Consider the following 16,327-nt stretch of genomic DNA (forward strand, 5'->3'; position numbering starts at 1 on the left):
GTATGCCTCTAACCATAGCGAATTTATTAAAACCCGAGCAAATTGCTCACGTACCTAATGGCTGCCTTGGCTCACCGTTTCACGAGCGCAGCAGCAAGATTAACTTCAGCCAGTCATGGCAAGATTGGAACGGTTTTTTATCGGCCAATTATTATATGGACGAACACTTAGAGTACTTCTCTACCCGCAACACCTGTGGGTTATTAGATGTATCACCTATGTGCAAGTACCGCTTTAAAGGGCCCGATGCTGAAGCCATGCTTAACCGCATGGTAACCCGTGATGTAACTAAGCATCCGATTAACAGTGTGCAATACAATATCTGGTGTACGGATGCTGGCCGCATCGTCGACGACGGCACCTTGTTCCGCTTAGCCGATGACGACTTCATGCTAACCTGCGCCGAGCCGGGCATGGACTGGTTTCAATTGGCGGCTATAGGTTTCAACAATGTTGAAATCACCGACATGTCACCCGAGCTTGCCGCCTTAGCTATTCAAGGCCCTACCTCTTGCGCGCTATTAAAAGCCATGGGCTTTACCGGCGTTGAAAATGCCAAACCTTTTGATATCGTGAAATTTCCTTATCTTGAGGGTGAAATCATGATTTCTCGCACCGGCTTTACCGGTGACTTGGGTTATGAACTGTGGGTAGACCCCAAAGATGCTATCGCATTGTGGGATCATATTTTCTCAACTGGCAGTATCTTCGGCGTACAACCCTTAGGTTTAGAGTCGCTGGAAAAAGCGCGTTTAGAGGCGGGGTTCTTAAGCCCCTACGTGGATTTTCATCCCGCCTTACACACCATGGATAAAGGCAATGATCACTCGCCTTTTGAAATGGCATTAAGCTGGATAGTGAACTTTAAAAAAGGCCACTTCACCGGCAGAGCCGCTTTATTAAAAGAGAAACAAGCGGGCAAACATCGCCGCTTATTAAAGCTGGATATAGAAGGAAACAAGGCTGCCGAAAGCGCCATTTTATATAGAGATGAAGCTTGCCAAAAACAGATTGGTTATGTCACATCGGCCATGTGGTCGCCAGTAGTGAAAGCCAATATCGCGTTGGGGCTGGTAGAAGGCAAGTACGCCGACGGCCCTATCTATGCCGAGGTATATCACCAAAGAGAATTACGTTGGGTTCGTAAAGTATGTAAATGCACTAAGCAGACCAAACCTTTTTGGGCTCCCGCCCGTGCCAAGCAAACCCCACCTGCGGACACCTAAGCTACAAGCCCGCTACAATCACTCTTTGCCCGCATTAGTTTGCACTATGCGGGCTTTTTTGCATTTGGCTATAGGCATAAGCGCCCAGTAGTGAACGTACATACCCTTATAGAAGAAACTTAGTCATAGTGTTAGGATTACATTTCCAAATCTATTGGAAAATTTATGGCTCTTAAAGCATTGCTATACTTTACCTTTCTCTGGCTGTTGCTATGCAATGCGCCTAATGCGGATGACATCGTCATCGTTTCAGATCGCTGGTATCCCTACAGCGGCATCCCACGTAGCCCCATGCCAGGCTATGCCATAGAAATAGCGCAATACGCTTTTGAAAAAAATGGGCACAATCTAAAACATCAATTATGGTCAATAAAGAAGGCCACTCGCCTAGTCAAAGTAGGTAAAAAGAACTGCCTGGTCAGCCATAATAGAAAACATATTGATGAGATTATTTCGCCCGCAGTAGCTATAGCCAATGATCAAAAAATATTTATACGCCGCAATACTATAGACTGGCAATTCAGCGGCATTAACTCTCTTAAAGAAATCATCTTAGGCACTATCTACGGTTACAGCTACTCCGAAGAGATAAGCCTTTATATTGCCACGCTCAACAACCCTACAGCTATTACCAACACCAAAGGCAAGTTTGCTATAGAGCATAATTTATCCGCATTGATTAAAGGCGAAATTGATGTCGTGGTGGGGTCAAAAGCAGTATTAACAGCCACCCTTAAAAAACATCACTGGCAAGATCAAGTAAGCTTTGCCGGTAATGCCGGACCCACCGAAAATATATATATAGCTTGTTCACCCAAACTGCCTAGCTCATATGATTATGTAAAACTGATTAGCCAAGCCATTGATGAACTAAGAGCAAGTGGTGAGCTACAGCAGCTGTTAAAAAAGTATCAGCTTAACGACAACCAATAACGATTATACTAGCACCAACAGCACAGAACCACGCATTATAAAAATCAATTTTATAGACATACTTCATCAGCAAAATTATCCGCTATGATATTAAAAACATCCTCCAGTTCCGCATAAGGCTTAGGCTTAGAAAAGAAATAACCTTGGTAATAATTACAGCTATTAGCTTTTAAAAAATCTAGCTGCTGTACTGTTTCAACACCTTCAGCTACCACTTGCAAATTTAACTTTTGCGCCATGGAGATAACCGCAGCGGTAATTTCCATATCGTTATTGTCTTCTGGTATATCTTTAACAAAAGACCTATCCACCTTTAAAAAATCTAATGGCAACCGTTTTAAATAACTCAAGGATGAATAACCGGTACCAAAATCGTCTATAGCAATGACCACCCCCATGCTTTTTAGACCTTTCAGGGTGCTGATGGCTCTATCTAAATGCGATATCAACATAGACTCAGTAATTTCCAGCGTTAAAAACCGCCCAGCTAGTCCAGCCGCTTTTAACACCGCAGTAACTTTATCCACTAGCCCAGGGCTAGAAAACTGGCCTGCCGTTAAATTAATGGCCATTTGGACTTCAGGATGGGTTTTATGTAGCTCAACTAAGTCCGCACAAGTTTGTTGCAACACCCAGTCGCCAATGTCTTCTATTAGCCCTAAATCTTCTGCAATGGGAATAAACGACAGTGGCGACTGCATTCCCTTGCTGGGGTGCTGCCAGCGGATTAACGCTTCTAACTTATGTATTGTATGTGTTTTGGCGTCGATTATAGGCTGGTAATAAAGCACAAATTCTTTATTGGCCAAAGCTTGCCGCAAGTCATGCTCCATATCCAAATAATCAGCGCTAAACATATTAATGCGCTCATTATACAGCTGGTAATTGTTGCGCCCTTCGCTCTTGGCGTGATACATAGCCATATCAGCCATTTTCATTAATTCAGTTGGGTCACTCTCGTGATCGGGATATAAACTAATACCCACACTTGTAGTAGTAGAGAGTTTTTTACCCATGATTTCTAGTGGCTTTTGAACAACCGCTATAATTTTTTTAGCCAGCAATTCCACATCAGATAAATTTTTGATATCCGGAACTAACACAGCAAACTCATCACCACCCAACCTAGCAACAGTATCTTGCTCTCTAACTGACGACCGAAGCTTTTCAGCAATCGCCACCAATAACTGATCACCCACATCATGGCCTAGCGTATCATTAACTATTTTAAATCTATCTAAATCCAAGTATAAAACAGCCGCTTGAGTGCCATGCCGCTTAGCAAAACTTATATGCTGATTTAATCGCTCTTTAAACAATCGCCTATTAACTAACCCCGTTAATGGATCGTAAAAAGCTAATTGCTCCATCTCTTGATGGGCCAGCTTTAAGCTACTAATATCCTCACAAACGCCAACATACTCTATGCCACCGCGCTCTTCATTGACGACCGGGGTAATAGAAAAAAGTACCCATATGGCGTGACCATCATTTTTTCTCAGCTCTATTTCACCGCGCCAAACTTCATGATTGGCAATCGCGTTTAGCATCGCGCAACTTTCTTCTACAGAATTTGTCGAGAATGGCAGTTCGTTAATAGCGCAGCCTAAGACTTGCACCGTTTTTTTATCGAGTAACTTTAAGAACTGACTATTGCAATAATTTATACGCCTATCGGACTGAGCAACAAATACTGCACTAGAGCTATTCTCAACAGCGCGCGACAACATTTGCAGCTGATGCTCAGACTTTTTACGCTCATGGTTAAGTACTGCTAAGGAAATCTGATTACTCAAGTCCGCCAAAAAACTTTCTTCCTCAGAAACCCAGTTATGAACAAAGCCATAATCAACACTAACTATGCCACTTAGTTTTCCATAAATATAAACAGCCACATCTGCTGCAGAAACAATACCCTCAGGTTTTAAAATTGCATCAACGATCTCACCAAAGGAATTATTCTCGTAAACATTGGAGCTGCAGATAATCCTTTTTTCTTCTATAGATTTTATATAGTTAGGATAATCAGAAATCTTATAGCTAAAGTTTTCGCTACTGTCCTCGTGCTTTTTATGCACGGGATAATAAATGCTGAGGCACTTCATATGACTGTCGTCATCTATGCTCAGCCAAATAGTCACTGAATTAGCTAGAGGCGCGGCTTTATCACCTACAACTCGCGTAATATTATCGCAGGCCTGCTGTATAAAGCCTTCAGCTATAGCCTCATCATGCATTAAGGATAAAATGGCTTGTTGGTGTAACTGTATAAGATTGTTCTTTTTATCGATGTTTTCCTGCATTTTACGGTAATTACTATTTCTTACCGTTAACATCACCATGTCTGCAACTTGGTTATGAAAACTAATTTCATCTAGATTCCAGCGGCGCTCTACCACATCCTCACTGGTAATAACGCCTATTATTTCGCCATTTTCTATAACCGTGCTCTCTATAGAAGATTTGATATTAAAACGCTCGCGCTCTGCTGCAAATTCCTCTTGGCTGTTATAGTTATCTTCGGTAACAGTGTCATGTATCAGGCTACGTCGCCCTTCGAATCCGGCAAACCAAGCGGGAAATTCATCGGCAGAGTATTCATATTCTGGCTCGTGTAAATCTTCGCTTAACACATATTCATCAATACAGTTTAGGTAATCTCTGGCCTCATTGAGTAGCCATACGCCGGTAAACTCAGCTTGTAAAACCTCTGAGGCAGTCTTACAAATTAACTGTACCGCTTGCTCTATATGGCCATTAATTATGGCATCAGATTTAGATAGAGCCCTCAGCGCTTTTTTTTGTACAGCCTCGCGCTGCCGCCTTAAATCATCATCGGGACCACTGCTACCTTCATTGAGTGCAAATTGTAACTCTAGCGTGCGCAACAATAGCTCTAGCTGCTCTAATGACAAGCTAGCTACACCGCGCTCAAAATCCTGTAAAAGTTTGATATCTAGGCCACACATATGCGCTAGCTGGCCCTGGCTAAGACGCCGAGTTATACGCTGAGCAGCACAGATATCGACGATATATTTGGAAAAGTTCTCACGGGGCTGGCGCATGATTTGCTAAGACCTTAATAACAGCGACTGTATAAAGCTATTCACTCTCACCGCACACACACTGTGCACCAAGCAAATTTTTATTTTTTAGTATATATGCATAATAAGCACAGACTAGGCTAACGCCCTTTAACCTAGCACTTTATAGCCGTTAACTAGACTAGTTAACGTACTTATCATAGCATTGATTTTATACAATAATAGCCACAGCATAATATAACCAAGGCATACAGCGCCAACCACCCGCACAATAATGCCCATAACACTTATACAGCGCTAGGTTGATTCGCCTACAAACTTTAGCCGTTACCGCCACAACTTTTACCTTTATCTTTAAATAGCCCAAGCCCCAAGTAAAAAGGCAGGGTACGTTAACGCACCCTGCCTTTTATTGAATGAGACTGGTCCAGCCTAAAACCGCTAGTATTCCTTATACTGACAAAATAGTGGCTTTAGTTTTAGCTTTCACTAGCAGCCAGCTGCGCTCTAACCCAGTTGTGAAAGTCGTGCACCGCATATTCCTCGGGCATTAAGCTGCCTTTTTTATGGCGTATAGAGTGCATACCCGCTTGATTCAACTCCGACACATGGGCATCCTCTGCCATCACCTGTTTCACAAAGTCTACCGCAGGCGCAATATCCACCGCGGGGTCGTTTAAGGTTTCTTCCATAAACAGCCACTCGGCCTGTATCTCGGTTTTCTCAGGGCCTAAAGGCATAATGCGCACGATACGCATATAATCGACGTGGCCGACAATAAAGGCGGTTGGGTGTACGTCTACATAGGTAAAGGCTTGCGTTCTTTCTGCATCACTCAAGTTGGGAAACACTGCCCCTATAGGCTGGCCATCGGTAGTCCAAGTTTGCGCCCCTGCACGCATGCCGCCACGCAAGGCGGGATCATCACTTTTGAGGTTTTCTTGCCAGTTAGGGTCGTCACAAGCGGTCATATAATTACGGCGATAAATGGGAACCAGCTTACTCAAGTCTTTATGCACGCCGGGGCAGTGTAAGCATTCGTTGTAGTTTTCCCAAAACACTTTCCAGTTGCAGTCCATGGTTTTGCTATAGGATGCCCCCACTTTTAGCGCAGCCGCTGGCCAGTTGGCAAAGGCATTCGCATCTGCACCTATACACTGCTCTATAGGTTTGGCATCTTGGCCCGCTAAATTAACAAAAACAAAGCCATTCCAATCCACCACGGCAACGTCATAAAGCGAATGCTCTGCCATATCAAAACTAGCGGGGCACTGTTTAGAGGATGTGCGTATTAATTCGCCCTGCTGCGAGTAAGTCCAATTGTGGTAGGGGCACATAATGTTTTTTGAACGCATCACCCCTTCCGTTTCTGTGACTAACACAGAACCTCGGTGGCGACAGGTATTGTGAAAGGCTTGTAAACCGCTTTCCTCTGTACGCAACACTAAGATATTTTGACTGCCAATTTGTTGGGTGCGAAAAGCGCGGGGCTGAGCCAAGGCATCAGCGCGACAGACGTAAACCCAGTTTTTATACCAAATGGCCGCCATCTCACGTTGGTAGTGCTGCTCGTCCAGATACCACTCAACGGGCAGCGTTTCTTTATGCTCGGTTAAGCCGTTGTACTTTAATATTGTATCGCTCATCTCTGCACCCTTATCAACTGCTTGTTACCGTTATGCTTGCTACCGATGGGTAGCTTATGACAGATAGTGTATACATTACAGCTAAGGTTTTCTTGTGCGCGGGAGCGGGTGGAATTTAATTTTTGTCAGTTAATTCTTTTTTGATATAAGCCTTAGGGGTAAGGCCGGTTTTTTTCTTAAAAAACTTATAAAAAGTGGTAAGTGAGTTAAAACCTGAATCACTGGATAGCGCCGCAATATGACTATGCTCGTTTACGTTTGCTAAAAAATAATCCACCCTAGCTAGGTTGATATACGCGTAAAAAGATAGTTTAAACACATGATTAAACACATAGGATAGCTGATTGCGGCTATAGCCAGTAGCGTCAACCACATCATCCAAACTGAGCAAGGCATTTAAATAAGGTTGCTGCTGGTTTAAGTACTCGCTGACATCATCGACTACCTGACTGATGCGCAACTCATCCAAGGCAATTTTTTCACGACCACTATAATCCTCAGTGCGGCCCACTTCTGAAAAAGAGCTGTACTCGTGTATGCGTATAATTTTTCCCTGACTAATGGTCATTACATCACAACCTCGGCAACTGCTCTCCTTGCCGGTAATCGCTGAGGTATGCACAAAGCTATAGGTGGAAATCGCCACATCACCATCCACCCGCAAATCATCGTGGTAAATATAGTCTAACTGGGAAGAAGGTAGCGCGACCTTAACGTAATTGGCTATATCTTTAGCGCGCACTTCTTTAGCGCCAAAGAAAGTAATGTACTCGGCTTTGGGGTGGAGTATGGAAAGTATGCCGTTTAGGTCGCCCTGCTGCCAATACTTACGGTATTGCTGGACGACTTTGCGGGTTTTTTCGGTTAACGAGTTCATTGGGGGGGCAGCCTCTTTGAGACTGAGCGGTAAGTGTTAAGCTTCAAGTGGCAAGAAAATAACAAAGACTTTAACTCCGGTCATGCCCAAAACATTCACTTCGCTTATGGGGCAGGCTCTGCCGGGTTTCGACCCGGCATGACCACGCTACGTCAATTTATACCGAACGCAAATACCACTCATAATCCACATTCGACACTACCGAGCGGAATGAGTCACATTCATCGCGGCGTATCTGTGAAAACAATTGATAATACTCAGTGCCTATATAAGGTTCTATCACCTTACCAGCATCAAAGGTATCTAAGGCGGCCTCCCACGTAATGGGAATGTCGGTTTTCTGCTCACCTATCTCAGCACCTTCGGTAATCATATCGCCGTGTGGTGGGCATTGATTAGCGATACCGTAATCCATACCCATTAAGATCGCTGCCATCACCAAATAAGGGTTGGCATCGGCGCCGGCTACGCGGTGCTCTATGCGTAAATCTTTTACCCCTGAAGTGGGTATGCGCAATGAAACATCACGATGGTTATAACCCCAAATAGTAGATACTGGCGCATAAGAGCCGGGGATTAAACGTCTATAGGAATTAGCATTAGGCGCAAAAATAGCCATGCACTGTGCCATGGTATCCGCCAAGCCACCAATAGCATGACGCATGGTGTCGTTGAGTGGCGGCACTGCCGTTGATTTAGGATCAGCAAAAATATTATTGCCGTCTTTATCGTAAACACTGGCGTGTACATGCAGGCCATTACCGGCAAGCTCGGCAAAAGGCTTGGCCATAAAGCAGGCCACCATGCCGTGCTGTAATGCCACACCTTTAATGATGCGTTTTAACAACATAGCGTGGTCACAAGCCACTCGGGGGTCGTCTACGTGGTGTACATTAATTTCTAACTGGCCGGGCGAAAACTCTGAGTGTATCGTGGTCATGGGTACGCCCTGCAATTCACAGGCAATACGTACATCGTTTAAAAAGGCATCGTTTTCCCACAACTCATCGGGTGAAGCATATTGCACACCCTGTTGACGTAAACCGGTGCCGTGTATACGGCCTAATCTCACTTTAGGCGTATTACCCTCACCCTGCTCTAATAAATAAAATTCCATTTCAGTAGCTACTACGGGCTTAAGGCCTTTGTTGTAGTAACACTCTTGCAAGACTTTATCTAAAATATTTCTTGAGTCGTATAGGCCTGGGCTGCCATCTAAATTGGCAAACTTAACCATGACTTGGCCGGTGGGTGATTTTAACCAAGGTATCGGTGCGAAAGTACCGGGGATGGGAATTAAACGTTTGTCTGGATCGCCACCTAAGGTATCAGCACCTATAGATAAATTATAGTCGCCCATAGAGTTCACTAAAGGCATAGACGCCGTGGTAGTGACTTTGCCTTCGCAGAAGGAGTCAAACTCTGAGCGTGGAATGCGCTTCGCGCGAAACATGCCGTTCATATCGGGCGCTAACACTTCTAGCATTTGTATATCGGGGTATTGCTTTAAAAAGGCATCTAACTCGGCTTTCACATCATCACTCATATCAATTAACCATCTTCTCTAAATTACGGTAGGGCTGGCTGGAACATGCGTTATGACAGCCCACTCACAGCCCTACAAAAGTCCGCCGCTATTAAAATTTTGCCGGCGGCGTTAAACGTTTTCTTGCAGGGTCAAACATAGGGCCTTTAATAACGACACTCTTTGCTAACACTTTAGTCCACGTTAGCTCGCGCTCATAGTAAATCTCAGCAATCAGCTCGTCACCCAGCTGACCGTATTTAGGATCAACTTGCGCAAAGGCAACATTGGCTTTTGCCGTTGGGCACCAACCCGCTGAAGTCACCGTGCCAATTTGCTTACCCTGCTTGTTGAGAATAAACGAATTATTGGCTGGTTTGTTACCTTCAACATCTAGCATCACAAAACGATAACGCGAACCGTTGGCTTTTTCTTTTAGCAGCGCTTTGCGGCCATTAAAGAAAGGTTTATTAAAATCAATTAACCAATCTAAGCCTAGCTCAAACGGTGTACGCGCACGCCCAACACGAACCGTGTCTTCTGCAGGCACAAAATCAACTGCTGCTTGCACAAAGCCCGCTTCTTTACGTGCCATATCTAAGGCGTACAAACCGAAGGGGCGAATAAGATACTCTTTACCTGCCGCAAACAATTTATCCCACAGTGCTTCAGCAAGCGATGGTTCAACCCAAAGTTCATAACCTAAGTCACCAGTAAAACCGGTGCGGCTTACCGTTAACTCACCACCTTCAAAGGGGAAGCTCATAATGCCGAATGACTTGAGGTTTTCTATGCCTGTTAAGCCCATATTTTTTAAACATGAACATGAGGTTGGGCCCTGTACCGATAACGCCGCGACATGCTTAGTTTCATCAACGATCTCAACGTCAAAGCCTTCTGCAGACCACATCAACCAATCAATACACTGGGTATAAGAACATAGGCGGTAATGATTTTCGGCTAAATGAAAGATAGTGCCATCATCCATAATCATGCCATCAGAGTTGCACCAAACGGTGTAAGCTACTCGGCCGATTTTTATTTTGGCAATATCACGTGTCACCAAGCGATTCAAATAGGCTTCTGAATCAGGGCCGGTGATACGGTATTTTGACATCGGGGTTAAATCCATCACACCGGTCTGGCTGCGTATGGAAAAATACTCCAATTCATAATCATTATACTCATGGGAAACCATATAACCTTTCCAGTTTTCCCAAGAGTTTAATTCGTTAAGCGCCGAGGTACGTGAATGAAAAGGCGTCTGTAATAACATCGCCCCCCTGCCATTCACTTCTTTAGCATTGGTTTCGCTCATGCGGCATCTCCTCTTTTTATAATTTCTTTGGCAGCGTTACGTCCCGCTAAGCCCATGACGTTGCCGCCGGGGTGAGCACTGGCGCCACAGAGATATAAACCATCAACTGGTGAACCGTACTGTTCAGAACCCGGGAATGGACGCATCATGATGATCTGATCAAGGCTAATATCGCCGTGATGCCAATGGCCATCAGTCATATTGTATTCCACCTCTAAATCAGCAGGGGTTAACAACTCACTGGCTACAATTTGCGCTTTAATACCGGGCGCGTATTCGGCGATGGTATCAATCAACAATTGCTTAAAGGCTTGTTTGGATTCATCAGTCCAGCCTGCTTTTAACTGGCCTGGTGCAAATTGCACGATAGCTGACAGCACATGCTGACCTTCAGGCGCTAAACCTTTGTCGTGTACTGTAGCAATGCTGATATCCAGCACTGGCGCCTCTGAACACTCACCGTATTTAGCGGCATTAAAAGCGCGTTCTATGTGATGCATATCAGGGGCTATCACTAAACGCCCGCCAACTTGATCACCGGTTAAGCCGTTAAACTCTGGTAAACCGTTTAAAGCGATATGCAGTTTCGCAGCGCTCGCTCGGGTACGGAAGTTTTTAACACGGCGTACCGTATTGGTTTCTAGATTAGGCCTACCCACTAGATTATTAAGCGTTGTTTTTACGTCAGCGTTAGAAACGGTAATACCAGCTGTGATGATTTCACCACTCTGTAAGGTTACACCGGTTGCGCGGTTGTCGGTTAGGTCAATGCTCTTAACGCGAGCCGCTGTGCGAATTTCAACACCGGCAGCACGAGCTGAGTTTGCTAAGGCTTCACCAACAGCACCCATACCACCTTTCACTAGGGCCGGGCCGTTAAAGCCATAGACATCACCCATGTGGCGATACAAGTAACCATAAACAGTGCCAGGTGAACGTGGCCCCATATGAGCACCTAGCACACCATCGAAACTGATTAATGATTGCAACAACTCATTATCGAAATACTCCTCCATAACGTCAAACATATTGATTAAGCCTAGGCGCAGCAATTCATACATATCGGCTTTGCCTAACATCTTAATACCCAAACCAAGCTTTAATAGATTGAGTCGGTCAGCCAGGCTGTTTTCAATAACTTTTGGCGGCCTAACCGTGAATAATTTGTCGAGTAATTTAGAATACTTACCCATTTTTCGGCGAAACTCTTGGTAAGCCGCTTTATCCTCTGCAGAAACATCAGCCCCTTCCACACCGTTAGGTGTGATAGTGACGTGTTTGCCATCTTTCGCTAGCGCAATGGAGTTTAAGTTTCTAGCTGCATACTGCAGGCCATTACTTGCTAGGTTTAACTCTTTAGCGATTTCTGGGTTTAGGGCATACATCCACTGCGCGCAGCCAGACACAGAAAAGCCTGGGCTAAACTCACGGGTAGAAGCACCACCACCTAATTTTTCGTTGGCCTCTAATACCAACACGCTGCGGCCGGCTTTCGCCAAATAGCTCGCACAAATTAATCCATTATGGCCACCACCGACCATAACCACGTCATAAGATTTAGTCATCTGCATAGCCCTCGGGAACAGTGTTAGTACGTTTTAAATCCATCAGTATTTCACGCGCGGCGTTGGCGCCTGGCGCCGCCATAACTCCACCACCAGGGTGAGTGCTGGAGCCACACATGTACATACCTTGCACTGGGCCACGGTACTGGCCATACCCTGGGAAGGGGCGGTTAGAGAACAGCTGATCGAAGGATAATTCACCTTGGAAGATGTTACCGTCGGTTAAGCCAATCTCTGCTTCAATTTCACGCGGGGTACGGACTTCCGCGTGCAAAATAAGGTCTTTAAAGTCAGGGCTGTAGTTAGCAACCTGATCGATAACGGTTTGCCCGAATGCATCCCTATCAGCATCCGTCCATTCTTTACCCTTAATTTTTGGCGGGCAGTACTGCACAAAACAGGTCATCATATGTTTGCCCGGAGGCGCCATGGTGGGATCTGTTAAAGTGGGAATTAGGGTGTCGACGTAAGGATCGCGAGAGAACATACCATCCTTCCAATCGTCGTAGGCTTTTTCCATACGCTCTAAGGAATCGGTAAAGTGAAAGTCACCCGCCATCAGTGAGCTACCTTTTGGCAACGCAGGAAAGGTGGGCAAGCCATCGAGTGCAATATTCACCTTGCCCGATGAACCGCGAGACTTAAAGTTTTTCGCGCGCTCAATTACGTACTCGGGTAAATCAGCCTCATCCATAATGCCTAAGAAGGTACGCTTAGCTTCTAAGTTAGATACCACGATATCAGAGTAATACTCAGTGCCGTTTTCTAGCGCTACACCGGTAGTTTTGCCATTTTTAACCATGATCTGTTTAACTTTGGCGTCGCAAACAATCTCACCACCAAAAGATTTAAAAGAGCTGGCTAAAGCATCCGCAACGGCACCCATGCCACCGCGGGTAAAGCCCCAAGCGCCGGCAGTACCATCGACATCACCCATATAGTGATGCAACAACACGTAGGCCGTACCAGGAGAGTACACACCCAAAGCCGTACCGATAATGCCGGTGCCGCCTAAGTGGGCTTTAATAATGTCGGACTCAAAGTATTCATCTAAGAATTCACCGACCGACTTAGTCCAATACTTTAAAGTATCTGCAAAGTTAACATCGGTTTTCATATCCGTAACGGTTTTGGCCAAAACCATCATTTCTTTAATGTCGCGCATTTTCCAAGACGCTGGATCGGGCGGCGTACGCAGCAAAAATTTACGAATCAAACGCGTTTGCTTGGTTACATCAGCGCCATAGCGCTCATAGGCATTGGCATCGCGCACAGAGTGGCGGGCCATTTCGCGATGCTGGCGGTTGTGGTCGGAGTAATTACCGTAGTAATCGCCATTCTGCATAAAGGTTACACCGCCACCATAGGGTACAACTTGTAAGCCGTGTCTAGGCAACTCTAAATCGCGGTTAATTTCGGGCCTTAATAGACCACAGACATAGGAACAGTTGGTGTATTTCCAATCAGTATGCAATTCACGGCTAACCGTGGCACCACCAATATAGGAGTTCATCTCCACCACTAAGACATCTAGCCCTGCTTTGGCCAGATACGCTGCATTGGTGAGGCCGTTATGCCCCGCACCGATGACTATGGCATCGTATTTTTTCACTCTTTGACTCCTTTTAATTCGGGTCTTTTATTTATGGTCATTTATGTACGGTTATTTCCGATTACTGACTATTTTTTGTTTATCGCTTGGATCGCCATGAAGCATGCCACGAGATTTTTTAGCTGTCTACAAATTAATGAATGTTCATTCATTGTAAAATAGCCATTGATTCGCTATACATAGTATTGTTTCTGCCAATGGTTACACCCTTTAGCAAGATGTTCGGCTATAATGCCTGCTAATTTTATACATTTGGCCTACATTTTTTTACAAAATAACAACTGGATTCGGACCAGCCACAATGACTAAAACCACCGCTACCCCTGCCCGCAAGCGCCGCGCCATGCCCAAACAAGACCGTCGCATACAGCTCATTAAAGCCACTATTAGCTGTATCGCCAACAAGGGCCTGTCTAATATCACCATGGCCGACATTACCACCGAGGCCGGATTGAGTTTAGGTATAGTCAACTTACATTTTCAGAGCAAAAACAATCTATTGGTGGAAACCCTGCGCTTTGTGGTGGATGAATACAATGAGGGCCAAGCCAAGATACTTAAGAAGCGTAGCAGTAAAACCACGCAGGAGATTTTAGAGGATCATCTGGCCTTCGATTTTAGCGCCAAGGTCTGCCAAAAAGACAAGCTGGCGGTATGGTTTGGCTTTTGGGGCGAGGCCAAAACCCGCCCCACCTACCAAAAAATCTGTACCGAATCAGATAACGCTACCGAACTATCCATCACCGCACTGTTTGAGGAGGTTATCCACGAGGGCAAGTACTCTCTAGCCGATGCCGCCATCATCACCAAGGGCTATACCGCCATTGTTGAAGGCCTGTGGTTAGACTTACTTATCGCCCCTGGCGCCTTTAACCGCAAAAATGCCAACCAGGTAGCCAGAACCTATTTGGCCGTCATGTTCCCCAAGCATATTAGCCTTTAGTTGTCGGCCATAAATAGGCATGCCATTGCATCATGACGATGAATTTCGCCCACGACCAACAACCGTTATTAAAAGCCGGTGCGAACGAGACTAATAGTCTTAATTATTTTTATAACCTTGCCCAGTGTTTTGACCAGGCAGGTAGCCAGCACAGACCGTAACCATGACAGATAAATTTGACCCGATTACGGGCAACCCCAGCGCCGTTTTTTTTCGTTACGCGATACCTTCAGTACTAGGCCTACTCTCTATTTCATCAGCCCAAATGATAGATGCTATGTTTGTGGGCAACTATGTCGGCAAGGAGGCACTGGCCGCCATAAACTTAACCATACCGGCCATTACCCTTGTTTATGCCATTGTGTTTATGCTGGCCGTAGGCGGATCGGTAGTCGCGGGCAAATTCTTAGGCGAAAACAAGCCCCTGGCCGCCGCTGATAGTTTCACTAAAATCATGCTCACGGTACTTTTTTTTAGTCTATTGCTCTGCATACCTGGCATGGTTTTTATCGAACAGGTCGCCAAAGCCCTAGGGGCCACCGCCGAGCTGCAGGCAAATGTGCATACCTACTTATACCTGCAATTATTATTTACCCCTATGATTATGGTAGGTGCAGCTTTAAGCTATTTTGTCGTCGCTGATGGCCGCCCTATACTCAGCTCCATAGCGTTTATGACTAGCGCCGCACTCAACGTAATACTGGACTGGCTGTTTATAGTAGTAATGGATAAAGGACTAGCCGGCGCGGCACTCGCCACAGGGCTATCGGGCTGCGTGATTATTTTGATTCTGCTTCCCCACCCCTTTTCTAAAAAAGCTAAACTCAAATTTGTTAAGCTGCAAGGCTCTTGGCTACCGGTATTAAAAGCGGCCATCAATGGCATCTCTGAGTTCACCAATGAAATTTCGGTAGGCATAGTCACTCTGCTTTTTAACTGGATTATCATCACCGAGCTAGGCACCGAAGGCATCGCCGCCTTTACCGTCATCATTTACCTGCTGTTCTTAGGGGTAATGATTTCTTACGGCATTAGCGAAGCCCTACAGCCCACCATCAGCAAAAACTTAGGGGCCAAAAACTATGGCAATATACGCAAATATTTAACTATCGCCATCTCCTCATCTATTATTGTGGGAGCCGCTTTTTGCCTAGTACTACTACTTATCCCCGAACCCATTATTCAGTTGTTTTTAAAAGCGGAAGAAACCCACACCATTGCCATAGCTAAAACCTTTATCAGTTATTTTTGGCCCACCTTCTTATTTCTGGGTGCCAATATTGCCTTCACCTCCTACTTTACCGCCATACATCAACCCATCCCCTCGGCCATACTGGCACTGACCCGCAGCCTAATTTTTCCGTTACTATTTGTATTTACTCTGCCGCTATGGTTTGGCAACAAAGGGATATACCTGGCCATTCCCTTGGCAGAAGGCATGACCTGCCTATTAGCCATAGCCCTAATGTATCGCTGCAAACTGCCTACAGCAGATAACCGCTAAGGCGAAGCCTGCAACGCTAGCCCGGCTTAGCGCCCTAGCTATTCATAGCCCATCGTTTTATTATCGGGCTTAGCCATCACCTAGATGATGCAAGATAATAATGATAACAATACACCCTGCAACAAATCGAGAAG

11 protein-coding genes are annotated in these 16,327 nt (G+C 45.3%); 4 read left to right on the plus strand and 7 right to left on the minus strand.

Translation table 11 applies throughout. The features are described from left to right. Positions 1 to 2 precede the first annotated feature (2 nt). Both B067_RS0100090 and B067_RS0100100 read left to right on the plus strand, forming a co-directional pair. Positions 3 to 1,226: an aminomethyl transferase family protein gene (locus B067_RS0100090; protein ID WP_019528000.1), complete on the plus strand. Its 1,224-nt coding sequence runs from the start codon at positions 3 to 5 to the stop codon at positions 1,224 to 1,226. 165 nt (positions 1,227 to 1,391) lie between these two features. Then, entirely contained in the window at positions 1,392 to 2,159 is a 768-nt protein-coding gene (locus tag B067_RS0100100) for a substrate-binding periplasmic protein (RefSeq protein ID WP_019528001.1), read from the plus strand. A 50-nt stretch (positions 2,160 to 2,209) separates the two neighbouring features. Here B067_RS0100100 and B067_RS21055 read toward each other — a convergent pair whose 3' ends face one another. From B067_RS21055 to B067_RS0100140, 7 genes are all read right to left on the minus strand, one after another. Next, entirely contained in the window at positions 2,210 to 5,224 is a 3,015-nt protein-coding gene (locus B067_RS21055; protein ID WP_019528002.1) for a bifunctional diguanylate cyclase/phosphodiesterase, read from the minus strand. 458 nt (positions 5,225 to 5,682) lie between these two features. Beyond that, positions 5,683 to 6,849, minus strand: a complete 1,167-nt coding sequence (locus B067_RS0100115) for an aromatic ring-hydroxylating oxygenase subunit alpha (RefSeq protein WP_019528004.1) — start codon at positions 6,847 to 6,849, stop codon at positions 5,683 to 5,685. Between the two features lie 115 nt (positions 6,850 to 6,964). Continuing rightward, on the minus strand, positions 6,965 to 7,726 hold the full coding sequence (locus tag B067_RS0100120) for a nuclear transport factor 2 family protein (RefSeq protein ID WP_019528005.1): 762 nt from the start codon (positions 7,724 to 7,726) through the stop codon (positions 6,965 to 6,967). 157 nt (positions 7,727 to 7,883) lie between these two features. Next, positions 7,884 to 9,272: a glutamine synthetase family protein gene (locus B067_RS0100125; RefSeq protein ID WP_019528006.1), complete on the minus strand. Its 1,389-nt coding sequence runs from the start codon at positions 9,270 to 9,272 to the stop codon at positions 7,884 to 7,886. A gap of 91 nt (positions 9,273 to 9,363) precedes the next feature. Then, complete coding sequence (locus B067_RS0100130) at positions 9,364 to 10,569, minus strand: aminomethyl transferase family protein (RefSeq protein WP_019528007.1); 1,206 nt, start codon at positions 10,567 to 10,569, stop codon at positions 9,364 to 9,366. Then, the gene (locus tag B067_RS0100135; RefSeq protein ID WP_019528008.1) at positions 10,566 to 12,134 is read right to left on the minus strand and encodes a phytoene desaturase family protein; all 1,569 of its coding nucleotides are present in this window, start codon (positions 12,132 to 12,134) and stop codon (positions 10,566 to 10,568) included. Before B067_RS0100135 ends, B067_RS0100130 begins: the two co-directional genes overlap by 4 nt. Continuing rightward, positions 12,127 to 13,746, minus strand: coding sequence for a phytoene desaturase family protein (locus tag B067_RS0100140; protein ID WP_019528009.1), 1,620 nt, complete (start codon positions 13,744 to 13,746; stop codon positions 12,127 to 12,129). Before B067_RS0100140 ends, B067_RS0100135 begins: the two co-directional genes overlap by 8 nt. A gap of 301 nt (positions 13,747 to 14,047) precedes the next feature. Here B067_RS0100140 and B067_RS0100145 point away from each other — a divergent pair, with 301 nt between their 5' ends. After that, complete coding sequence (locus tag B067_RS0100145) at positions 14,048 to 14,689, plus strand: TetR family transcriptional regulator C-terminal domain-containing protein (RefSeq protein WP_019528010.1); 642 nt, start codon at positions 14,048 to 14,050, stop codon at positions 14,687 to 14,689. Between the two features lie 163 nt (positions 14,690 to 14,852). After that, complete coding sequence (locus B067_RS19195; protein WP_019528012.1) at positions 14,853 to 16,193, plus strand: MATE family efflux transporter; 1,341 nt, start codon at positions 14,853 to 14,855, stop codon at positions 16,191 to 16,193. Positions 16,194 to 16,327 lie beyond the last annotated feature (134 nt).

This window comes from Dasania marina DSM 21967 (genome assembly GCF_000373485.1).
Lineage (GTDB): Bacteria > Pseudomonadota > Gammaproteobacteria > Pseudomonadales > Dasaniaceae > Dasania > Dasania marina.